The following is a 22,477-nucleotide window of genomic DNA, read 5'->3' on the forward strand; positions in this document are numbered from 1 at the left end:
GTGGATAAAAGCGCTTACATAAAATAAGTCCATAAAACCATATATAACCAATAAAGTCGGTTGAGAAAAAAATCTCCCACAAACTCTTGACTCAAACCTTTTCTTATGGGAAGTAGAAAAAAGTTTGGCGGTTTTGTACAATAGAAAAGGAGGAGGTATGACATCATGGAGAAGGAAATTAAAATTTTAGTTGTTGATGATGAAGAACGAATTCGCCGCTTGCTTCGCATGTATTTAGAACGTGAGCAATATGTCATTGATGAGGCGGAAAACGGCGAAGAAGCGCTAGCGTTAGCACTTGAAAATGATTATGACTTAATTTTACTTGACCTTATGTTACCAGGAAAAGATGGAATTGAAGTATGTAAACAGTTGCGTGAGAAAAAAGCAACGCCTGTTATTATGTTGACAGCAAAAGGAGAGGAAGCGAACCGCGTGCAAGGGTTTGAAGCAGGAACGGACGATTATATCGTGAAACCGTTCAGTCCGCGTGAAGTTGTGCTTCGTGTAAAAGCGCTGCTTCGTCGCACTGCAAACTCTCCATATGTACCGACGGATACGACAGCGCGGGATGTGCTTGTGTTTCCGCATTTAACCATTGATCATGATGCACATCGTGTGACAGCGGATGGACATGAAGTCAGTTTAACTCCGAAAGAATATGAGTTGCTTCACTTTTTAGCAAAATCGCCAGATAAAGTGTTTGACCGTGAACAGTTGCTAAAAGAAGTATGGCATTACGAATTTTTCGGCGACTTGCGCACGGTGGATACGCACGTCAAGCGATTGCGTGAAAAACTAAACAAAGTGTCGCCAGCTGCGGCGAAAATGATCGTCACCGTTTGGGGTGTCGGGTATAAATTTGAGGTCGTGAATGAATGATGGCGTTATGGCGTAGTGTAGTCGGCAAACTATGGCTGACGATTTTGTTGCTTGTTGCTTTCGTCCTTTTTATTTTAACCGTCTTATTGCTCGGTTTTTTTGAAAAATATTATTTAGAAAAAACAAGTGATCAGCTTACCCAACAAGCGACAAAAGTGGCTCGGGTCGTCGCTGAACATGACGAGCCGTTTGCGCGCTCCATTGCGTGGACGATGGTGGATGATGTATCAAAGTTAATGATCATTATCGATGATCGTCATTATTGGTATTCACCAAATGAAAAACTTGCTGATTTGCCCCTCTCATTTATTCAGCAAGATAGGCAGTTAGCGCGCGTTTTTGATGGAAAAAAAGTAGTGAAGCGGACGCTTATGCCAAATCAAACGATGCGAAACGACGAATATAATGAACTATTTATTGTTGGTGTTCCGCTTCATACATCGGATGGAAATGGCGCGGTATTTGTATACCAGTCGTTAAAAGCGGTCGAAGAAACGACAAGACAGACGACAAAATTTATTTTTCTTGCGGCGTTTATCGCCATTGTGTTAACGACCGTGTTCGCCTTTTTCTTATCTACACGTATTACAGCCCCGCTTCGAAAAATGAGACAAGTGGCATTTGAAATTGCACGCGGAAAATTTGACTCAAAAGTGCCGATCGTTACTCATGACGAAATTGGGGAACTTGCGATGGCATTTAATCAAATGGGTCGGCAACTACAATTTCACATTAATGCGTTAAACCAAGAAAAAGAGCAATTGGCAAGCATTTTAAGCAGCATGGCTGACGGTGTTATTACACTTAATCGAAATGGAGAAGTGCTCATCACGAATCCACCTGCCGACCGATTTTTACAAGCGTGGTATTACGAACAAGGGCAACGCGATGATTTATCCCCACTCCCTCCGCAAGTGAATGAGTTGTTCAAGAAAGCGGTAGCGGAGGAAAAAGAACAAGCGATAGAAATGGCGTTACAAGGTCGTAATTGGGTCATTGTTATGACTCCGCTATACAATGGAAAAATGATTCGCGGGGCAGTTGCGGTACTTCGGGATATGACAGAAGAACGACGATTAGATAAGTTACGTAAAGATTTTATCGCAAACGTCTCGCATGAGTTGCGCACGCCGATTGCGATGTTACAAGGATATAGCGAAGCGATCGTTGACGATATTGCGGCAACAGATGAAGAGAAAAAAGAATTGGCAAAAGTCATTTATGATGAATCGTTGCGCATGGGTCGCCTTGTAAACGATTTGCTTGATTTAGCGCGCATGGAAGCAGGACATTTAACGCTTCATTACGAGCAAGTACCGCTCAAACCATATATGGAGCGTATTATTCATAAGTTTCAAGCGTTAGCAAAAGAAAAAGGCGTTCGTTTGCTTGTTGACATGAACAACGAGCTCGCTGTTTCGTTTGATCCTGATCGCATTGAACAAGTAATGATGAATTTAATTGATAATGCGCTTCGCCATACAGATCACGGGGGGGAAGTCCGTGTCATTGTCGATGCGGACGAAGAAGTAGTACGCATTTCTGTACAAGATTCTGGTTCGGGCATTCCAGAAGAAGACTTACCGTTTGTGTTTGAGCGTTTTTATAAAGCGGACAAAGCACGTACGCGAGGTCGATCTGGTACGGGATTAGGTCTTGCGATTGCGAAAAACATTGTCGAAGCGCATAAAGGAACAATTACTGTTCATAGCAAACTCGGCGAGGGAACAACGTTTACATTTACATTGCCATTAAAATAGAAAAAATTTGTTGTCATTCATGATATTTTCCGTTATGATAAAGACGTAAAAATTGTTCGACAATTACATATGTTCGTTGCAAAAAGGTGTCGAACGGGCAACCTAGTAGACTTAATAGGGAATCTGGTGCAAGTCCAGAACTGTCCCCGCAACTGTAAATGCTGACGAAATGAAACATGCCACTGTACAATTCGTACGGGAAGGCTTCAAAGTAGGATGACGCATAAGTCAGTAGACCTGCCTTTTTGCACCGTCATTCGCGTCTTCGGGGAGTGAGACGGCGAAACGACAAGGGGAAGTTGTTGTCTTTTGTTGTTTCCAGCTCATTCCATTAGGAATGGGCTTTTTTATTTGACATACATAAAAGGGGGAAAAACAATGAAAAAATGGAAACAATATGTGTGGCTTCTTGCGCTCGTATTGACGCTCGGATTAGCCGCGTGCAACAATAATGCGGAGCCAGCGAAAGAAACGAAGCAAGAGGCGAAAACAGAAGAGGCTGCATTTCCGGTTACGGTAAAAGATGCGGTTGGCGATGTCACGATTGAAAAACAACCGACAAAAATCGTTTCACTCATTCCGAGCAATACAGAAATTGCATACGCGTTAGGGCTTGGCGACAAAATTGTCGGTGTAAGCGATTTTGATAACTATCCAGAAGATGTGAAAAACAAAGAAAAAATTGGTGGCATGGAGTTTAATGTTGAAAAAATTATTTCACTTCAACCAGACGTTGTGCTTGCACATGCATCAAGCGCTCACAATTCTGAGGAAGGATTAAAGCAATTAAAAGATGCAGGCATTACAGTCATTGTTGTGCCAAACGCCACATCGTTCAACGACGTATATGCGTCCATTGAGCTCATCGGAAAAGCGACAGGGAAAGCGAAAGAGGCAGCGGATGTTGTACAACAAATGAAGCAAAAAATTGATGCCATTGCGGAAAAAGCAAAAGAAGTAAAAGGGGAAGCAACCGTTTGGGTGGAAGTTTCTCCTGCACCAGAAATTTATACGGCTGGAAAAGGAACATTTATGGATGAAATGTTAACGATTATTCACGCGAAAAACGCAGCAGGTGATCAAGAAGGATGGCCAATGTTTACTGAAGAAGATGCAGTGGCGCTGAATCCAGATGTCATTATTACAACATACGGTTATTACACACCGAACGCTGTCGAGCAAGTGCTCGCTCGACCAGCTTGGAAAGATGTCCCTGCAATTAAAAATAAACGCGTATACGATGTCAATTCCGATTTAGTTTCTCGTCCGGGACCACGTTTAGCTGAAGGGGTCGAAGAAATTGCCAAAGTCGTTTATCCAGACATTTTTAAATAATTACATTAGCGCATCGCTTATTGCAACGTTTGCTTTATTGTTAGGGGTATCGATTGGATCACAATCGATTCCCTTTTCTTCTATATGGGAAACGTTGTTGCATCATATGTTTCATACGCCCACACATGTTCCTGCGACCATTTCGCAAATTATTGTGTCTATTCGCTTACCAAGAGTGGTACTTGCTTTTTTAGTTGGCGCTGCATTAGCACTTGCAGGGGTAGCGTTTCAAGGTCTTTTGAAAAACGTTCTGGCTGATCCATACACGATCGGCGTATCGTCTGGTGCAGCTGTCGGAGCGGTCATCGTCTTCTTTTTTCAACTTCATTTGTCGTTTCTCGGTCGCTTTACGTTACCGATTGTGAGCATTATGTTTGCGCTCGTGACGTTATTGTTTGTTTTATTATTTGCTCGTCTTGCTGAGCGCAATATGGCGATGGAGACGATTGTTTTAATCGGCATTATTATGAATGCGTTTTTTGGTTCGGTTATTTCACTTATGGTTGCTTTTAGCGGTGAGGAATTGCGTCAAGTCATTAGCTGGCTCATGGGAAGCGTCGCGATGCGCGGTTGGTCTTATGTTTCTTTATTTGTACCGTTTTTTATCATCGGTTCTCTCGGCTTATTTACACATATTCGCGAGTTAAACGCTTTTTCATTTGGCGAGCGAACAGCAGCCAATATCGGAGTACATGTGGTGCGAAAAAAGTTATGGATTTTACTTAGCGCTTCATTGCTTACAGGCGCAGCAGTAGCTGTATCTGGGACGATCGGCTTTGTTGGGCTTGTCATTCCGCATATGACGCGTTTGATTTGTGGGGCGAATCATCGAAAATTGTTGCCGCTTTCTTTTCTATATGGGGGCGCGTTTTTAGCATTAGCAGATGTCGTGGCGCGAACGATTATTGCACCGCGGGAATTGCCGATCGGAGTGATTACGTCGTTAATTGGAGCACCTTTATTTGCGATGTTGTTATTTAAAAGTTTAAGACGGAAGACGGGATGAATATGATTGATGTGAAGGACGTTTCGTATCAATATGGAGAAAAACAAGTATTGCAACGTATTTCATTTACTGTTCATGAAGGAGAGTTTTTCGGTATTTTAGGTCCGAACGGGAGTGGAAAAACGACGTTAATGAAACTATTAAGCCGTGAACTCTCTTTACAGCAAGGGGACATTTTTGTTGCCGGTCAACATATTGAAGTGTATAAACCGAAGGAATATGCCCAACTCATTGCTACGTTGCCGCAACATACAGATGTTTCGTTTGGATATACAGTGAAAGAAATGGTTGAGCTCGGTCGCTATCCTTATCAATCAACTCTTTTTCCGAAATGGACGAAGGAAGATGAGCAAGTGGTTAGTGACTCACTCTATGCGGTGACATTAGCACATAAACAACATGTTTTACTAGAGCAATTAAGCGGCGGAGAACGTCAGCGTGCTGCACTTGCTCGTGCACTTGTGCAACAACCGCGCGTGTTATTACTAGATGAACCAACAAACCATATGGATGTGGCGCAACAGTTTAAGTTGTTGAATTTATTAAAACAGTCGAAACTGACGGTTATTGCTATTTTTCATGATATAAACATCGCATCGCTATATTGCGACCGTCTTCTTTTTTTACGAGATGGAAAGGTAGTGGCGTGTGGCACACCGAGACAGTTGCTGAACGAGTCCATGATTGAGAGCGTGTTTGATACATGCATGAAACGACATGAACATCCTGTATTACCGAAACCGCTTGTGACGTTTGTTCCGTTTTTGGAACAGTCGATTGACGATGTGCTATGGCACGTGACGCAACATGAAAACATGGTCGTCATTGAAACGATGAAGCCGTTTAAAGTGCTTTCATCTGCGCTTGTTGGGGGCGGTATGCGTTGGGCAACGACTTTTGTTAATCGCCATGTTTCACTTGATTACCGTTGTGACGATGCCGAGCAAGAGATGATTGAATTTTTGCGACAACAAGGTTTTGATGAGCAATGGACCGTTGGGATGATGACAGCGGTGGATATAAGGGATGTTGTGTTTACGTCCGCTTATGAACCTGTTCGCTTTTTTGTTGCGGTAACTGCTGGGGTGGGAAATGCCGTTGATAGTGCGAATGCGTGGCGTCGTGCAGATGCGATCGCTTCTCCTGGAACGATTAATACGTTTGTTTTCATTGATGGACATTTGTCAGAAGCTGCATTTGTGCAGGCGCTCATGACTGTAACAGAAGCAAAAACAAAGGCGCTGTATGATAAACAAGTCGTCGATACACAAACACATACAATCGCAACAGGAACATCAACAGATTGTACTGTCATTGCTGCGTCACAACAAGGAACATATTATGAATACGCAGGAACGATTACAGCGATTGGTAAACAACTTGCTCGTTTTGTATACGAAGCAACAAAAACAGCAATCGACCGCTATAATGAGCGAAAGGGTGAAAATCGATGACGCACGTATGGGCTATTGTGTTTGCGCTCTTGCTTGATCGCATATTCGCTGATCCACGTCGCTTTCACCCTGTTTGTTGGATTGGACAAATGATTGCGTATATGGATCGTCGCCTGAATAAAGGAAAATGGCGAAAAGAGAAAGGAGTATTCACCCTTTTTGTCGTTTTTACGTTTACGTTTGTCATTAGCTATGGGGTCATTACTGTTGCGTATCAGCTTTCTCATTTATTTGGCATATTTATTGAAGCAATAATCATTTTTGTTTCTATTGCACCAACAAGCTTAGCAAAAGCCGCATACGATGTGCTTGATCCACTAAAAAGAGGTGACATTGAGGAAGCGAGAAAAAATGTGGGGATGATTGTCGGGCGTGATACAAAAACGTTGCAGAAAGAAGGGATCGTACGTGCATGTGTGGAAACAGTAGCCGAAAATACGAGCGACGGAGTGACAGCCCCTCTTTTTTATGCTTTTCTTGGCGGGGGAGCTTTGGCGATGTTGTATCGCGCCGTGAATACATGTGATTCCATGCTCGGCTATAAGAACGACCGATATGCCCAATTTGGCTGGGCTTCCGCTCGCTTAGATGATATACTCAATTACCTTCCTGCTAGGCTAACAGCGTTTGTTATGCTCTTTGTCCATCGTGCCAACAAGCAAGCATGGAAACTATTATTTCGCGATGCGCGAAATCATCCGAGTCCAAACAGCGGATGGTGCGAAGCGGCGATGGCTGCGTTATTAGGCGTTCAACTTGGGGGAGTGAATACATACAAAGGGGTTGTATCTGTTCGTCCGACAATTGGTGATGCTTCCATTCCGCTTATGTTTATGCACATCGAACAGGCTGTGGCGGTGATGAAACGGACGACAGTTGCTTTTACGATTGGGGGGAGTTTGTTTGTATTTGCCTGCACATGGAGCTAATCCGCATCGTTTATATGAAGCGATGAAAATGAAAATACCAAGTTTATATATTGATTTTAGCGTCAATGTGAATCCGCTTCAGCACGAACATGTGCCAACGGAACAACAGTGGTTGTGTTGGATGAGTGAGTATCCAGAAGAGCGAAGTGAGACGCTTCGTACGATCATTGCTGAACGAGAACGTGTTATGCCGTCAAACGTCTTTGTTGGAAATGGTGCTGCCGAGTGCATTTATTTGCTTGCTGAACAATTTGCAGGAAGACATATTGGCATCATTGAGCCAACGTTTTCAGAATATCGTCATGCATGTGAAGCTTACGGTTGTACCGTTCACTCGTTTATGTTAGATGAACATTGGCAACAACCGCTCGACCAAATGGTTGCGAACTTGCCGTCTTTACACGCGCTATTTGTTTGCCATCCAAACAATCCGACAGGTACGGTATGGTCGAAAGAAACGATGTATGCTTTATTAAAAGCAGCAAATGATGGAGGGGTATATGTCATTGTCGATGAAGCGTTTTACGATTTTTGGCTTGACGGTTATTCCGTTTCTTCTTTTTTACGTACGTTTGATCGTTTAATTGTGTTGCGGTCGTTAACGAAAATGTATCGACTGGCAGGTGTACGGCTCGGTTATGTACTCGCACACGAACACGTCGTAAAAAAGTTAATGAAAAAACAGCCACCTTGGAGCGTCAATACGATTGCTCAACAAATAGGAAAACAATTATTGAACGATGAGGCATTTGTCGCACGAACAAAAACATATATCGCATCAGAACGAAAACGAATATTTTCACAGCTCACTGAGATGGGTTATCGCTATTCACCGTCTGTTGTGAATTTTTACATGTTACACGATGAAACAATGACACTTTTTCCTTTTTTGTTGCAACATGGAATCGTCGCTCGCCATACGTTTAATTTTCAAGGACTGGACGGAAAATATGTCCGTTTTGCGATTCGAACGAAAGAAGAGAACGATCACCTCTTGCTTTGTTTAAGGCGGTGGAAGAGATGATCGTATTTATTAGCGGTGGAGTGCGTAGCGGAAAATCTTCATTTGCGGAACAATGCGCGAAAATGATGGCAAAAGCGACTGATTCGCTTCATTATATTGCCACAGCGATGAGGACAGATGAAGAAATGGAGGCGCGCATCATTCATCATCAAAAACAACGAAAATATGATCGTTGGCAAACGTGGGAACAACCGTATGACCTTGATAATATCATTCCGATGTTTGGTAAGCGTGATATTGTTTTGCTTGACTGTTTGACCAACTTATGGGCTAATGAGCTGTTTCGTGATGATCGATGGCACATAGAAGAGAAAGTGCCACGCATCGTACAACAAATCAAAAAATTAGGCGATCAAGCGAAAGTGTGTATAGTTGTAAGTAACGAAATATTTTATGATGGTATACCTTATGAACAAGGAACGTATGCGTATATGCGCGGACTCGGTTTATTGCACCAACATATTGTTATATTCAGTGATGTAGCTATTTTGATGCGCTGCGGGTTGCCGATTGTAAAGAAAGGAAGATGGCCATGTGGCGTGGGATAATCTTAGCGATACAGTTTTTAACGGTGCTTCCTATTCGTATGCAAGTGGACTGGAATGAACGAACAGCACGCGCAGCTGTTCTGTCGTTTCCGTTCGTCGGTGCGGTGATCGGAGCGTTTCTCGTTGTTTTGTACATGTTCATGTTTCATCATGTGTCTGTGCTCGTCTTATCATTTTTGCTCATGTTTTTTTCTATCTTTCTTTCCGGAGGTTTGCATGCTGACGGATGGATGGATTGCAGCGATGCGTATTTTTCATATCGCGATCGACAGCGTCGTCTTGATATCATGAGCGATTCGCGCGTCGGGGCGTTTGCGGTGCTCTCCATTTTATTTTTACTTGGCTTTCGCTTCATTTTCATATTTGAAACGGTTGCACATATGTCATTGTTTGCTCTTTTTTGTATTCCGTTATTTTCTCGCCTTGGCATGACAGTACTTTTATTGACAACACCGCTTGCAAAACAAACCGGGATGGCAGCAACATTTCGAAAGCATGTCGATCATCGGTATGTGCCATTTGTTGTTGTGTACGGGCTTATTGCCTTCTCATCATGTGAAACGTTCGTTTTGTTTGTTGCACTTATATCGTTTTATATTGTAGCGCGTGCGTTTGCTATAAAGCAATTCGGTGGAATCACAGGCGACGTGCTTGGTGCGTTTATCGAAGGGAGCGAAACACTTTTATGGTGCGTCATTTGGCTATTACATACGTTCGCCATTTTGTAACGAAAGAAAATGAAGCGAAACAATATATCGGCTGGACGAATGTGCCAGTGATTAAGCCGAAAAATGTGTCGCATCAGCTTGAACCAGAAATTGTCATGACAAGCGACTTGCTTCGTTGTCGCCAAACGGCGCATTTGTTGTTTCCGAATCACGTCATTGAATGTTCTTATCGCTGGCGTGAACTCCATTTTGGCGATTTTGAAGGAAAAACGTACGAACAATTGCGAACGGTCAAGGCGTATCGTCATTGGCTAGATGATCCGCTTCGCTATGCGCCTCCAAACGGTGAGACGTTTGCTCAGTTTGAAGCTCGTATTGAACAAGCCGTTAGCGATGCGATTCATCGATCCGTTTCACATCTTGTCGTTGTGACGCACGGCGGTGTGATTCGTTATATATTATCGAAGTACGCACCGAACATCCGTCCATTCTGGGAATGGCACGTTCCGTTTGGCGAAGGAGTGACGCTTTATAATACGAACGAGCGATGGAAGGAGAGAAAGCGATGCATTTCGTTAGCGGCGGTGCATTTCAAGGGAAGCGAAAATGGGTAAATGCCCATTATTCATTCACGCATACGCCATACAGTTGGTATTGTGCATATGAAAATATGTTTCCGCTCCCACATGATGAAACTGCATCTGTTGTTGTGCTTGAAGGAATAGAACATTGGATTCGCGAATACTTTTTTCCTTATACGGACGATGAAAAAGAAGCGATCATGTCGTATATATATGCATGGGAACGATGGGAAAAAGAGAAAAAACGGACGGTCATTTGGATTGGCTGTGATATTAGTCAAGGGATCGTACCGATTGACTCGCATGAACGAGCGTGGCGAGATGCAGTCGGTTGGACATATCAACAACTTGCTCGCATATGTAGCCGTGTTGATTACATATGGTGCGGTATGAATGAACAAATAAAATAGGGGTGATTGATTATGAAATTGTACACAAAAACAGGTGATAAAGGCCAAACGAGTTTAGTTGGAGGACGAGTCGATAAAAACGATGTACGTGTTGAAGCGTACGGAACGATTGATGAAGCGAATTCTGTCATCGGTTGGGCCATGACGTTATTACAGGATGAGAAGTTTCGCGACATTTATGAAGAATTGCAACGCATTCAACATGAACTGTTTGATTGTGGCGGTGATTTAGCTATTGTCGGTGAAAAAATACCATACAAAGTAAAAGCGGAAATGGTGACGTTTTTAGAAGAACGCATCGATGCATATATTCAACAAGCGCCGCCGCTTGAACGGTTTATTTTGCCGGGAGGTTCGCCACAAGCAGCAGCTTTGCATATGGCACGGACCGTGACACGAAGAGCGGAACGTTGTGTCGTGGCATTGATGAAACAAGAGAAAACGAACGAAATTGTTTTGCAATATATGAACCGCCTTTCCGACTATTTATTTGCTGTTGCCCGCGTTGTCAACGCTCGCCTGCAAGTAAAAGATGTAGAATACGAGCGTAGCGCGATTGTGTTTCGTGATAAAAATGAAAAAAGGGGTGAATCGGAATGAAGCGTTTCACGTTGCTCGTCATGTTTATTAGTTTATCCGTCATTGGTTCACTTATAAAAATCCCATTTACGATTGGAAGCATTGCATTAGATAGTGCACCGGCAGTTGTTGCTGCGTTTTTGCTCGGTCCAACAGCTGCTGCGGTCGTCGCGAGTGTGGGGCATATTGTATCGGCTCTATTTGGCGGATTTCCACTTGGGCCTTTTCATATACTTGTGGCGATGGAAATGGCAGCTCTTTTATATGTTGTTGGCTTGTTAATGAGAAGGGGATGGTTCACTTCTAGTTATGTATGTTTTTTTATCGGTAATGCACTAATTGCCCCGTTGCCTTTTGTATGGATCATAAGCCCAGCATTTGTACTTTCCATCATCCCATCTCTTGCACTAGCTACAGGAGTCAATGTAGCGATTGCAATCGTCGTGTCAAAAGCGTTGCAACGAGTATGGGGGAAACGGCATGCGTGACGTATTATGTGTGCCGCTTGATGAAGAAAACGAACTCGTTTTGGCGACAGATTGTTCGGGTGGCATTGGCTTAAAACAAGATGATGTTGTAAATGTACCATACGATGTTGTTGCGTACTACGGCGCGCGGGTAGCATGGATGGAATTGATGAGTATAGGAGCCACACCAAAAGCTTTTGTTTTACAAAATTTTGTGAACGACGATGCATGGCATGCACTTGTCGCAGGCGTTCAACAAACGATGGAAGAATTGCAGTTGTCGCTCCCTATAACAGGAAGTAGCGAATCAAATATGCCGCTCATGCAATCAGCTGTCGGTTTTGTAGCGGTCGGCACGGTGCGTAAAACAGAAAAAAGGATACATTTTACGCCAACCGATGCATGTTGGGCGGTCATCGGTGAGCCGCTCGTTGGAGAAGCGGTTATACAAAAACAAGATCGGATCATTCCGCTTTCGCTATTTCGCACGTTGTTGCAGTTAGATGGTGTATATGAAATCATTCCAGTCGGTTCAAAAGGAATATGGCATGAGTGGAAGCTTATGCATGGGGAACGACCACTTCGTTGTTCCCTTCCACTACATACTTCTGCCGGTCCAGCTACGTGTGTGCTTATTAGCTATGATCAAGCTCAACAACATTTCTTGCAGTCACTGGCGCAAACACTTTTTTATCCGATTGTAAAGCAATTGTAAAATGTAGCCTTCTATCGTTCTAACCGTTCGTATTTTTGCATACAACATATATGGTTATCGCAAACGGGAGGGAATAGACGATGGAAGATATGATGAAACGAGTGCTCGTTGTGATTGGTATGGCCGCGTGCATTCATTTATTGTTTCTTGTTGGCTTAAACAACTAGAAAAAGAGAGAGATGTGCTATATAATTTAAAACAATACGAGAGGGGGAGAGAACAATGTTAACAGATTATCATAATCATTTAGAGCGTGGGACGTTAACACTTGATTATTTAAAGCAATTTACGGACGAAGCCGCGCGAAAAGGCATTGAACATTTCGGTATTTCCGAACATGCTTATCACTTTTATCAAACGAAAAACATTTTATCAAATGCGTGGATTGAAGAGCGCCGTTATTATGATATGGCTGATTACGTTCGTTTATTTCACGAAGCGTGGGATGCTGGAATTGATGTGAAAATGTCGATTGAAATGGACTACACGCCAGGTAAACATGAAGAAATGGCGGAATTTATTCGCGCTTATGATTTTGACTATGTCATCGGCTCGATTCATTGGGTGGATGACTTTGGCATTGATTTAGCCGAGTTTCGGAAAGAGTGGGATCGTCGCGATCTATACGATACATATCGAAAATATTTCGATCAAGTTGTCACATTAGCTCAGTCGAACTTATTTGACATTATCGGTCATTTAGATTTAGTAAAAATTTTTAAATACGTGCCAGAAGACGAAGAATTTTTACTAGAACAGTACGATCGTGCAACAACAGCGTTAGCGAACTCTAAAACGTGCGTTGAAATTAGTACCGCAGGTTTGCGCAAACCAGTCGGAGAGCTATACCCTGATCCTCGTCTACTGGAAATGTGCTATGACAAAGGCATTCCGATTGTGTTATCGTCTGATGCGCACGTTCCTCAAGATGTCGGGGCCGATTATGATCGAGCGATCGCTCTTGCGAAAACAGTCGGTTACACGGAAATTATGACTTTTTCAAAAGGGGAACGAAAAGCCGTTCCACTTGGATAAGAAAAGGTTCAGCCATTCGGCTGAACCTTTTATACTTCTAATCTTTTTACAACATCAATGTCGCTAATTTGTTCGAGTGTTTCAACGAGTGCGTCATCAAGTGGTTTATCGAGTGAAAGCATCATAATCGCTTTTCCACCAGCTTGTTGGCGACCGACTTGCATCGTTGCGATGTTTACTTGATGGTCACCTAAAATGTTACCGACTTTTCCGATCATTCCAGGTTTATCATGATGTTGAATGTACAACAAATGTCCTTCTGGAGCAAAATCGATCGCAAAACCGTTAAAATGAACGATGCGATCACCATAGTGAGCGATATGCGTTCCTTTCAACGTAAACGTTTTGTTTTCGCCATATACGGTTAATGAAATGCTGTTGTTATAGTCATTGCCATTAGCTGAAAATTTTTCGCTAAAAGCAATGCCTCGTTCTTTGGCGATCATCGCCGCATTCACTTCATTGACGGTTGAAGCGACGCGAGGTTTCAAAAATCCAGCAAGCAAACTACGTGTAATAAATGTTGTTTCCAAATCAGCAACAGAACCGGAATACGTAATCGCAATTTCTTGAACCGGTTCGCTCATATATTGCGAAGCTAAAGTGCCCATTTTGCGAGCTAATGTATAAAAAGATTGAATTTTTTCGTATACATCTTTTGAAAGTGTCGGCAAGTTAATGGACGATGTGACCGGTTTACCTTGTAAAAATGTTAATACTTCTTCGGCGACTTGTGTCGCGACATTCACTTGCGCCTCGATCGTTGATGCCCCAAGATGCGGAGTGACGATGACGTTATCAAACGAAAGAAGCGGATGATCTCCTGGCGGCTCTTGTTCAAATACGTCGAGTGCAACGCCTGCTACGTGTCCATTTTCTAAAAACGAAATAAGCGCTTGTTCATCGATAATTCCACCGCGCGCGCAGTTAATTAAATATACACCTTTTTTCGCTTTTGCTAAGTTTTTTGGACCGAGAAGACCTTTCGTTTCTTTTGTGAGCGGTGTATGTACCGTAATGATATCCGCTTGCGCAAGCAATTCATCAAGCGTGCAGACATCAACGCCAATTTTTTCTGCTCGTGCTTTCGTTAAAAATGGATCGTACACATGAACATGCATACCGAATGCTCGCGCCCGTTTCGCTACTTCAGAACCGATGCGCCCAAAGCCGATGATTCCTAAATGTTTTCCAAATAACTCGACACCGACGAAAGCGGAACGATTCCATTCACGTGATTTGACCGAAATGTGCGCTTGTGGAATACGGCGCACTAATGAAGCCATCATCGCAAATGTATGTTCCGCTGTAGAAATTGTATTGCCATTTGGAGCGTTAATGACGACGACACCGTATCGTGTAGCCGCGTCAACGTCAATATTGTCGACACCGACTCCAGCACGTCCAACAATTTTTAAATGCTTCATTTTTTGGATCAATTGTTCTGTGACTTTCGTTGCGCTCCGAACGAGCAACGCATCAAACTTGTCAAGCTCATCTTCTACTTCTGTTACTTTCTTTTGTACAACTTCAATCGTTGGATCAGCAAGAAGTGGGGCAAGACCTTCTTCGCTCATCGCATCAGCTACTAAAATGCGAACCACAAATATCCGCTCCTTTCAAATCATAAGTTTTTAAATTTCTGATAATTTAACATAACCGTATACATGTGTCAATAACTTTCGGAAAGGTCATACAAATGAAAGCGTTTTTATATATTAATGTTCGGAAAAAAGACAAAAAGCTGGCCAAAAGCCAGCTTAAAACACGGAATGTATTTATTTTTGTTCATTGTAACGAGCGATGCATTCGTCAATGAGTTTCGCCGCTGCTTCCGGACCTTCCCACGTACCAATTTCTGTTTTCTTTCCTTCTAAGTCTTTATAACGTTCAAAGAAATGAGCGATTTCTTTAAGCTTATGCTGCGGAAGATCTTCAAGCGTGCGTACATCAGCAAAGCGAGGATCATCAACAGGAACACCAATTAATTTCGCATCTTCTTCGCCCCCGTCTACCATGTTTAAGTAGCCAAGTATACGCGTTTCGATGACGCAACCAGGGAATGTTGGATTTGTGACGATAACTAAAATATCAAGTGGATCCCCATCTAATGCAAGTGTATTTTCTAAATAGCCATATTCTGCAGGGTAAAACATTGGCGAATATAAGACGCGATCGAGTTTAAATACGCCACGCTCTTTGTCATATTCATATTTGTTTTGGCTACCTGTTGGAATTTCAATAAACGCTTCAACAATTTTGTTTTCAAACGCCATGCCAAATTCCTCCTTTTCATTATGTATACTTTTTTATTATAGTCGATTGGACAAGTGGTGACAATGACTGAACAAAAGAAAAGGGCAACCTCCATGTGAAGTTTGCCCTTAGTTGTTCTTATTCAAATTTATTTGGATCGCCATCAAATGGCTCGTCCGCTACTTTGATCGAGTCTGTTGGACAGCCTTCAAACGCATCCATCATATCGTCAATTAATACGTCTGGTACTTCCACAATACCTTGGTTGTCGTCTAATGTAACGTACGCAATGCCTTCATCATCGTAGTCGTAAATATCTGGTGCAGCTGCTCCACATGCACCACAGGCAATACATGTTTCTTTGTCAACAATTGTGTACTTTGGCATACAATGACCCTCCTTAATTATATGGAACCAATCGCTTCATATGAAACGTTGGAAACGTATTCCTCACACTTTTATAATAAATGTGTTTCGATAACTTTTCAATAAAAAACTCCAATGAAAATGCTTATCAGTACACAGTTTTCCCTCACATCCTTTCGCTTAATCTGGTAAAATGAAAGGGAAAATGGAGTGAATGTTGCATGTTACAACACATCGTTTTGTTTTGTATCGATCGTTTTCGTGGCGAGCGATCACTCGCTGCGATTGACCATTTGCTGAATGGGAAAAAAACGGCGCAAACGCTACAAGATAGTAAGTGGTACAACGTTAGTCGTCTATTTGGAACCGTGCCAATTGATCGTTCTCGTTTATTTGACGTCGCACGAGCATTAGAGGCGGATGGACTGATTTCTCAAGTAGATGAACATATATATTGCACAACCGCAAGCGGAAAAGAGGAGCTTCGTTATTTTTCTTTTCCTCCTTACGTGGATGGATGGAAATATATGAATGAATCATCCCTGTTTTGGAAACGGCTTTCTTTGCTTATTCAAACGGTCGCAAACATCATTCATCGCACACCATTTGAGCCTATACATCGCGATGAGCGCATTCAATCATTTGTAAAGCGATGGCTCTTTCAACATAAACATATGCAGACAATTGCTCGGACGTTATATGAAGAAATGTATGAGTTACTCGGACGTGTAGAAGAAAAAGACGCAAACGTTTTTGTTTGGCGGTTGACAAGCCATGCGCGCATTGGATGGACGAACGAACAAATTGCTTATGCGATCAAAGAAGAAGATGTAGCTGTATCGCTATCGTTTCAAAATGTGTTGCATTTTATACTTGAGACGACAGAAAAAGAAAAGGAAAACTTTCCGCTTCTTTTTTCATTGCGTGAACAAATGCGCACACAATTAACAAGCTCAGCCCAAAAAACTTGGGAAATGCTAAAAGAAGGATATTCAATTGAACAAATTGCCGAGTTGCGTCGATTGAAAAAAGGAACGATTGAAGACCATATTGTAGAGATTGCAACATATATCCCGTCATTTGTGACGATGCTGTTTTTAGATGAGAATAAACGTAAGCGCATTATACAACAGGCACGACAATTAAAAACGAAAAAATTGCGGGCAATTAAAGAAGCATTGCCAGACGTCTCTTATTTTGAAATTCGGCTCGCGTTAGCAAGGTGGGATCAGGAAGATGCTTAACATATTAAAGGAACGATTTGGTTACGATTCGTTTCGCATAGGGCAAAGAGAAATTATTGAAGATGTGCTGAATGGACAAAATTGTGTTGCTATGCTTCCGACCGGTGGGGGAAAGTCGCTTTGTTATCAGCTTCCTGGCTACATATTGGACGGTAGTGTGCTCATTATTTCACCGCTCGTCTCCCTTATGGAAGACCAAGTACAACAGCTTAAAAATCGCGGTGAAAAACGTGTGGTAGCACTTAATCGTTTTCTTTCCTATCGGGAAAAAAAAGACGTGCTACATGAATTAGCATCGTACCGTTTTATTTACGCTTCGCCTGAAATTTTACAATCTCCCTTGCTCATTGAAGCGCTAACGCGTATCAACATTTCGTTGTTTGTTGTAGATGAAGCGCATTGCATTTCACAATGGGGACACGATTTTCGTCCTGATTTTTTAAAGCTCGGTCTTCTTCGTGAAACGCTCGGCACCCCACCTTGTTTAGCGCTAACAGCAACGGCCACTCGCCAAGTAATTGATGATATTGTAGCAACGCTTAAACTTGATCGAGTGAAACAGCACATATACCCACTTGATCGAGCGAACATTTGCTTATATGTTCAATACGTTCATACGCTAGAAGAGAAAATAGAAGCGTTAAAACAGCTTATCGCTATATTGCCTAAGCCAGGCATCGTTTATGTATCGAGTCGGCAATGGGCGGAAACGTTGGCAAACATGTTACATGGAGATTATCGTGTTGGTTACTATCATGGGGGCATGGATGGCGAACAGCGACTTCTCATTCAACAACAGTTTATTTATGATCAGTTAGACGTCATTTGTTGTACGAATGCTTTTGGAATGGGTGTTGATAAACCAAACGTTCGCTTCGTCATTCATTTTCATTTGCCAACGCAGCCAGAAGCATATTGGCAAGAAATTGGACGCGCCGGGCGAGACGGAAACGAAAGCATCGCGATATTATTGTATGCGCCAGGAGACGAACAACTCGGGCAAACGATGATCGATGCGGAATTTCCGACAAAAGAGCAAATTGTTTATGCGCTACACGCTTTACGTCATGGACAGAAAGAAACAGGGTTGACAGACGTACAACAACGCCTACTGTTGTATTGGCTTGAACAAATGGACAAGCAAGAACATATCCATACATTAGCGAAGCAACTACATGCTCACATGGAGCAAAGAAAAAAAGAAAAACTGACGAAATGGATATTTATGCAACGATGGATAAATGAACAAACATGTCGTCGACGAGTGATGCTTTCATATTTTGAACAACAACCACTTCCGAATGAACGATGTTGTGACCGATGTGGCGCTCGTATATATGTGGATGCCCCTATAAGACATATTCAACAAATACAGTTGCGCCCATGGCGAGAAGAGCTTCGTGCGATGTTTTCGATAAAGGTGGAAGACAAATGATAAAAAAACAAATGGACATTGCCAATCAAATAAGTGAACAGGAAATGGTATATCACTTGTATTTTACACAAGCGCTCATTTTTCTTGTTGCGCTCGCATTAGGCATATATTTATTTACGCCTGCAACGTTTTTTTCGATATGGCAATGGGATGTGCGGGAAATATTATTATATGGTGGCGCTTGTGCAGCAATCGTTCTTTTTGTCGATTTTTTACTCATTCGTTATGTACCTGAGCAGTGGTATGATGATGGTGGGATTAATGAAAAGCTATTTCGTTCTCGCTCGGTTCCGCACATTTTTATTATGACTGCAATGATTGCATTTTGTGAAGAATTGTTATTTCGGGGTGTCATTCAGACGCACGTTGGCTTACTTTTTGCGAGCGTCATTTTCGGTTTATTGCACATTCGTTATTGGAGAAGATGGCTTCTTCTTGTTGCTGTCGTTAGTTTAAGCTTTTGGATTGGCTTTATATATGAATGGACGGGAAATTTATGGGTCACGATTTTTGCCCACTTTCTCATTGATTTTATTTTAGCTTTACACATCCGGTATCGGACAAAAGAGGTGAACAGCGATGCGTGAAGACCAAGCAGAAAATTTGCGTAAAAAAATGGAAAATATCAATAAGCAACAAGAAAGCGACGAACTTCATTTGCCACCACGAAGTGAAGTGCATAAAAAGAAAAAAACGAAATGGAAAATAAAACATCCACTCGTTCGTATTCTTGCGCTCTTTTTCGTCTTATTGCCGATTTCGATTTATAGCATATACCATTTAGTTGACAAACGCCCAGTCCAAGTTGTGACGATTGATGACAGCTATGAGATCGTTGATGTCGATCAACAAAAAGAAGAGATGACACAACAAAAACCGCTCGAAAATGAAGCAAAACAAGAGGAAGATGTATCCAATGAAACAGAGCCGTCTTTTATTTATCATACAGTACAAGAAAATGAAACGTTATATAGCATTGCGATGAAATATTATGGAAATGAAAAAGGAATGGATCTTATCAAAGAATGGAACCATTTAACGAGCACGAAGCTCCAAAAAGGACAAGTATTAAAAATCCCAGATATGAACGGAAAATAAGGTATACACCTCTTCCGATGGACATACAATCGTAGTAAAACATGATCGGTAGGGGTGGCTATGATTTTCCCAATGGAATTAGATGAAGTGACAAAAGTCATTTTACAGCGCATCATCGCTCACAAAAAAGAATGGGACGATATGAAAAAAAGAATGAAGTGGTCATTCAGTTTATTTTTATTTTCTCTCGCTTTATTTGGCATGTATATATATCAAACAGTTTTCGTTTTACATCGCACGTCTGTGGAGTCAGTCGTGATGGCGCTTATTGACGAACGTATTTTTTGGTTTGTTGCATTGATTTCGTCATTTGGCTGGCTCGTCTCTTTTTATAAAAAGAAAACCGAAAAAGCGGAGCAAGATTTTCATGCACTCCGCTGTGAGTTCATTCAAAAAAGTAACGAATTGCTTCAAGAGCGGGCGTGGGAGAAAAGGCATGTTCTTTATGAATGGATGAAAAAAACGCACGATATTTCGCTTTATCATGAGAATAAGTGACCACACACTCTCTCGCTTCATATGTTGAGAAAGGGAGGGAGCAACATGTGGTTTCTTTTTATTGTTGGATTGTTATGTGGATATTTTATGATTGCCTGGACGCCAACGGTAGAGCCGTTCGTGTTGGAAGTGTTTTTGACGGATATCATTTTCGATCCAATGAAAACATTTTTTGCGCTTGTTAGTTTTTTTATTGGTTTTATTTCTAATGCTATTTTAATTCGCGCAGCGACTTGGCATACGTTACAAGCATGGCGAAAGGAAACAACGAATCGAAAAGAGCAATTTCTTTCGTATAGCGTATTGTTGACATTTTTTATATTAGCGATCATTGATGTAAAAAAAACGATAATTTTTTTTCTCTTTTCTTTCGCATATGGTATGATGTCAATGAGTGTATACAAAGAGAGGGAAAATTAAAATGTTATATGTTGTAGCAGTATTTGTCGGATTGATCGTATACATGTGGATTGAAGCGCATCGTAACCGAGTGATTTTTCATTCATTATCGTTTTCAACGTTTCCAGAAAGCTTTTCTCGCTTTCGTATTTTTTTTATTTCGGATATTCATCGTCGGCGTATATCCGAAACGTTTATTGACTCTTTAAAAGGAAAAGTCGATCTTGTCATCATCGGTGGCGATTTAATGGAAAAAGGCGTCCCATTTTCACGTGTCAAACGAAATATTGCATTGTTAAAACAACTTGGTCCCGTTTATTTTGTTTGGGGAAATAATGATTACGAAGTAGATTACCATGAGTTAGACGCACTACTGCTTGAAAGCGGTGTGAAAATATTAGATAATACAGCGGTTACATTTGAAAGTGAGCAAGGTGATCGCATCGCTTTACTCGGTGTTGATGATATGAATAAAAGGCGAGATCGACTTGATCTTGCGTTAAGCGACGCAGAGCATGCAACGTTTCGTCTTCTCGTTAGCCATGATCCACGCATCATTAAAAAAATCATGCCACAACATCAAATTGCGCTCGTTTTAAGCGGACATACGCACGGCGGACAAATTCGTCTCGGACCGTTTGGTTTATATGAAAAAGGATGTTTACAAAATATAAACGGAACGATGTTGCTTGTTAGTAACGGATATGGGACGACGACGCTTCCCCTTCGTTTAGGTGCACGCGCGGAAACACATCTTATTGAGTTGAAACATGAAAAAAGTTAAGCAAAACCTATACAAATTTTACACACTTCCTTCACATCCGCTATAATGTTGACAGAATGATACGAGATATGGAGGATTTTGTATGTCAACACAAGAAGGAAAATATAATGTGAAGGCTGTCTCAAACATGCTAGGGATTCAACCCGGGACGTTGCGAGCGTGGGAGCGTCGTTATCAAATTATCGCGCCACCGCGCAATGAAGCGGGACATCGCCTATATACAGAACAACAAGTACAAATATTAAAATGGCTCGTTGATAAAGTGAATCAAGGGTTCACGATTAGTCAAGCTATTTCGTTGTTAGAACAGCGACCGTCAGAAGCGCATATACAAGCAGAAGATCATGTCACTACGCTTCGTGAACGGTTGTTGCAAGCCCTGTTATCATTTGAAGAGTGGACAGCACATGAATTGCTAAATGAGGCGTTCAGTTTATATACGGTTGAAAAGGTCGCGCTTGACATATTAAGTCCACTTCTTGTAAGAATAGGGGACTTATGGGGAAACGGAAAAATTACGAGCGCGCATGAACATTTCGCTTCGGCTTTTTTACGGTCACGACTTGGCATGGCGTTTTCTATGATTCCCGTGAATCGCTTGCTTCCAAAAACGATTTCCGTTTGCGGACCAAATGAATGGCATGAACTCGGATTACTTATTTTTACTTTATATTTGCGCAGAAGAGGTTACGAAACCATTTATTTAGGGGCAAGCATTCAGCAACAAGATTTATCGATTATCATTCAGGAAGTGAAGCCATCATATGTCTTTTTATCTTGCACGTTACAACAAAATGTACGAGCGACATTGCAACTTATTGATGAATTGAAACAAACATATCCACATATTCGTATTGGAATTGGGGGACGGGCGCTTGACGAGATGGACGAAGAAATGAAAAACAAGTATCGCGATCATCTTCTCGGGCAGTCAAAAGAGCAATGGGATGAATGGTTAAAATCGAATGAAAAATACTTGTCTAAAGGGGAGAAAACGATGTAAA

General features: G+C 41.9%; 26 protein-coding genes and 1 riboswitch. Of the genes, 23 read left to right on the forward strand and 3 right to left on the reverse strand.

The genetic code is table 11. The annotated features are described in order from the left end of the window. Nucleotides 1-165 precede the first annotated feature (165 nt). From CS060_RS07495 to CS060_RS07565, 15 genes are all read left to right on the forward strand, one after another. Nucleotides 166-882 (forward strand): response regulator transcription factor, encoded by a 717-nt coding sequence (locus tag CS060_RS07495; protein WP_035046019.1) that lies wholly within the window; start codon nt 166-168, stop codon nt 880-882. Continuing rightward, nucleotides 879-2,642 carry an ATP-binding protein gene (locus CS060_RS07500; protein WP_035046021.1) on the forward strand — a complete coding sequence of 588 codons (1,764 nt, stop codon included), beginning with the start codon at nt 879-881 and terminating at the stop codon, nt 2,640-2,642. The genes CS060_RS07495 and CS060_RS07500 overlap by 4 nt, the downstream gene beginning before the upstream one ends. A 67-nt stretch (nt 2,643-2,709) precedes the next feature. Next, nucleotides 2,710-2,901: riboswitch (cobalamin riboswitch) on the forward strand. Between the two features lie 119 nt (nt 2,902-3,020). Next, on the forward strand, nt 3,021-3,977 hold the full coding sequence (locus CS060_RS07505) for an ABC transporter substrate-binding protein (RefSeq protein ID WP_035046023.1): 957 nt from the start codon (nt 3,021-3,023) through the stop codon (nt 3,975-3,977). After that, nucleotides 3,943-4,983, forward strand: a complete 1,041-nt coding sequence (locus CS060_RS07510) for a FecCD family ABC transporter permease (protein WP_035046025.1) — start codon at nt 3,943-3,945, stop codon at nt 4,981-4,983. Before CS060_RS07505 ends, CS060_RS07510 begins: the two co-directional genes overlap by 35 nt. Nucleotides 4,984-4,985: 2 nt before the next feature. Then, complete coding sequence (locus CS060_RS07515; RefSeq protein WP_099668832.1) at nt 4,986-6,437, forward strand: adenosylcobinamide amidohydrolase; 1,452 nt, start codon at nt 4,986-4,988, stop codon at nt 6,435-6,437. Further along, the gene (gene cbiB, locus CS060_RS07520; RefSeq protein WP_035046028.1) at nt 6,434-7,366 is read left to right on the forward strand and encodes an adenosylcobinamide-phosphate synthase CbiB; all 933 of its coding nucleotides are present in this window, start codon (nt 6,434-6,436) and stop codon (nt 7,364-7,366) included. The genes CS060_RS07515 and cbiB overlap by 4 nt, the downstream gene beginning before the upstream one ends. Continuing rightward, a complete protein-coding gene (gene cobD / locus CS060_RS07525) occupies nt 7,341-8,390 on the forward strand; it encodes a threonine-phosphate decarboxylase CobD (RefSeq protein WP_099668833.1) in 1,050 nt (349 codons plus the stop codon). Before cbiB ends, cobD begins: the two co-directional genes overlap by 26 nt. Next, entirely contained in the window at nt 8,387-8,938 is a 552-nt protein-coding gene (locus CS060_RS07530) for a bifunctional adenosylcobinamide kinase/adenosylcobinamide-phosphate guanylyltransferase (RefSeq protein WP_035046030.1), read from the forward strand. Before cobD ends, CS060_RS07530 begins: the two co-directional genes overlap by 4 nt. Then, nucleotides 8,917-9,666 carry an adenosylcobinamide-GDP ribazoletransferase gene (locus CS060_RS07535; protein ID WP_035046032.1) on the forward strand — a complete coding sequence of 250 codons (750 nt, stop codon included), beginning with the start codon at nt 8,917-8,919 and terminating at the stop codon, nt 9,664-9,666. The genes CS060_RS07530 and CS060_RS07535 overlap by 22 nt, the downstream gene beginning before the upstream one ends. Then, nucleotides 9,624-10,220: a histidine phosphatase family protein gene (locus CS060_RS07540; protein WP_035046034.1), complete on the forward strand. Its 597-nt coding sequence runs from the start codon at nt 9,624-9,626 to the stop codon at nt 10,218-10,220. The genes CS060_RS07535 and CS060_RS07540 overlap by 43 nt, the downstream gene beginning before the upstream one ends. Further along, nucleotides 10,172-10,597, forward strand: coding sequence for a bifunctional adenosylcobinamide kinase/adenosylcobinamide-phosphate guanylyltransferase (locus CS060_RS07545; protein WP_035046036.1), 426 nt, complete (start codon nt 10,172-10,174; stop codon nt 10,595-10,597). Before CS060_RS07540 ends, CS060_RS07545 begins: the two co-directional genes overlap by 49 nt. A gap of 12 nt (nt 10,598-10,609) precedes the next feature. Beyond that, the gene (locus CS060_RS07550; RefSeq protein WP_035046037.1) at nt 10,610-11,197 is read left to right on the forward strand and encodes a cob(I)yrinic acid a,c-diamide adenosyltransferase; all 588 of its coding nucleotides are present in this window, start codon (nt 10,610-10,612) and stop codon (nt 11,195-11,197) included. Next, a complete protein-coding gene (locus CS060_RS07555; RefSeq protein ID WP_035046039.1) occupies nt 11,194-11,664 on the forward strand; it encodes an ECF transporter S component in 471 nt (156 codons plus the stop codon). Before CS060_RS07550 ends, CS060_RS07555 begins: the two co-directional genes overlap by 4 nt. Next, nucleotides 11,657-12,358, forward strand: coding sequence for an ATPase (locus CS060_RS07560; protein WP_099668834.1), 702 nt, complete (start codon nt 11,657-11,659; stop codon nt 12,356-12,358). Before CS060_RS07555 ends, CS060_RS07560 begins: the two co-directional genes overlap by 8 nt. A 222-nt stretch (nt 12,359-12,580) precedes the next feature. Beyond that, nucleotides 12,581-13,393, forward strand: coding sequence for a histidinol-phosphatase (locus tag CS060_RS07565; protein WP_035046042.1), 813 nt, complete (start codon nt 12,581-12,583; stop codon nt 13,391-13,393). A gap of 29 nt (nt 13,394-13,422) precedes the next feature. On the opposite strand, the gene serA is transcribed toward CS060_RS07565, so the two are convergent. The 3 genes from serA to CS060_RS07580 all read right to left on the reverse strand — a co-directional run bounded on the left by serA (nt 13,423) and on the right by CS060_RS07580 (nt 16,036). Beyond that, entirely contained in the window at nt 13,423-14,997 is a 1,575-nt protein-coding gene (gene serA, locus CS060_RS07570; RefSeq protein WP_099668835.1) for a phosphoglycerate dehydrogenase, read from the reverse strand. Between the two features lie 174 nt (nt 14,998-15,171). Then, nucleotides 15,172-15,669, reverse strand: coding sequence for an inorganic diphosphatase (locus CS060_RS07575; RefSeq protein ID WP_035046044.1), 498 nt, complete (start codon nt 15,667-15,669; stop codon nt 15,172-15,174). 118 nt (nt 15,670-15,787) lie between these two features. Beyond that, complete coding sequence (locus tag CS060_RS07580; RefSeq protein ID WP_003394452.1) at nt 15,788-16,036, reverse strand: ferredoxin; 249 nt, start codon at nt 16,034-16,036, stop codon at nt 15,788-15,790. A 200-nt stretch (nt 16,037-16,236) separates the two neighbouring features. Here CS060_RS07580 and CS060_RS07585 point away from each other — a divergent pair, with 200 nt between their 5' ends. The 8 genes from CS060_RS07585 to CS060_RS07620 all read left to right on the forward strand — a co-directional run bounded on the left by CS060_RS07585 (nt 16,237) and on the right by CS060_RS07620 (nt 22,476). Next, nucleotides 16,237-17,259: a YpbB family protein gene (locus tag CS060_RS07585; protein WP_035046047.1), complete on the forward strand. Its 1,023-nt coding sequence runs from the start codon at nt 16,237-16,239 to the stop codon at nt 17,257-17,259. Further along, a complete protein-coding gene (locus tag CS060_RS07590; RefSeq protein ID WP_082180231.1) occupies nt 17,252-18,694 on the forward strand; it encodes a RecQ family ATP-dependent DNA helicase in 1,443 nt (480 codons plus the stop codon). Before CS060_RS07585 ends, CS060_RS07590 begins: the two co-directional genes overlap by 8 nt. Beyond that, the gene (locus tag CS060_RS07595; RefSeq protein WP_035046051.1) at nt 18,691-19,281 is read left to right on the forward strand and encodes a CPBP family intramembrane glutamic endopeptidase; all 591 of its coding nucleotides are present in this window, start codon (nt 18,691-18,693) and stop codon (nt 19,279-19,281) included. Before CS060_RS07590 ends, CS060_RS07595 begins: the two co-directional genes overlap by 4 nt. Further along, nucleotides 19,274-19,792, forward strand: coding sequence for a LysM peptidoglycan-binding domain-containing protein (locus CS060_RS07600; RefSeq protein ID WP_035046053.1), 519 nt, complete (start codon nt 19,274-19,276; stop codon nt 19,790-19,792). The genes CS060_RS07595 and CS060_RS07600 overlap by 8 nt, the downstream gene beginning before the upstream one ends. Before the next feature lie 60 nt (nt 19,793-19,852). Then, nucleotides 19,853-20,290 carry a YpbF family protein gene (locus tag CS060_RS07605; protein WP_099668836.1) on the forward strand — a complete coding sequence of 146 codons (438 nt, stop codon included), beginning with the start codon at nt 19,853-19,855 and terminating at the stop codon, nt 20,288-20,290. A gap of 45 nt (nt 20,291-20,335) precedes the next feature. Then, nucleotides 20,336-20,710, forward strand: coding sequence for a hypothetical protein (locus CS060_RS07610; RefSeq protein WP_099668837.1), 375 nt, complete (start codon nt 20,336-20,338; stop codon nt 20,708-20,710). A 1-nt stretch (nt 20,711) separates the two neighbouring features. Continuing rightward, nucleotides 20,712-21,473 (forward strand): metallophosphoesterase, encoded by a 762-nt coding sequence (locus CS060_RS07615; RefSeq protein ID WP_099668838.1) that lies wholly within the window; start codon nt 20,712-20,714, stop codon nt 21,471-21,473. Between the two features lie 82 nt (nt 21,474-21,555). Continuing rightward, complete coding sequence (locus tag CS060_RS07620) at nt 21,556-22,476, forward strand: MerR family transcriptional regulator (RefSeq protein ID WP_035046055.1); 921 nt, start codon at nt 21,556-21,558, stop codon at nt 22,474-22,476. The last annotated feature ends 1 nt before the right edge of the window (nt 22,477 follow it).

Source organism: Anoxybacillus flavithermus, from assembly GCF_002742685.1.
Lineage (GTDB): Bacteria > Bacillota > Bacilli > Bacillales > Anoxybacillaceae > Anoxybacillus > Anoxybacillus flavithermus_E.